This window comes from Arthrobacter sp. SIMBA_036 (assembly GCF_046535135.1).
Lineage (GTDB): Bacteria > Actinomycetota > Actinomycetes > Actinomycetales > Micrococcaceae > Arthrobacter.
The window spans coordinates 1-235 of the sequence record NZ_JAWRXG010000475.1; the positions used below are offsets into that span (position 1 = coordinate 1).

At 62.6% G+C, this 235-nt stretch carries 1 protein-coding gene; it reads left to right on the forward strand.

Going from position 1 to position 235, the window contains the following annotated elements; genetic code table 11:
- Positions 1 to 235 (forward strand): hypothetical protein (locus SB659_RS20580; RefSeq protein ID WP_410551784.1); only part of this gene is annotated, 235 nt, incomplete at both ends.

The window sequence follows — 235 nt, forward strand, 5'->3', positions numbered from 1 at the left end:
GTTTGCCGACCTGTTCGTCAAGCTGATCGTCGAGCACGAGCATGACGTGAAGCCCGAGGACGTCGTCAGCATTCTCGGTTTCATGGATGATGCGCGTCAGCGCGAGGTTTATCTGCGTATCGCCCGTGCGGCCGGTATCGCCGGCAAGGTGGAACTCGCCAAGACCGCGGCCGAGCACGCACAGACTCTGTCTGGGGGGGACACCGATCCGCTTGGCGCCCTGGCAAGCTTCTAC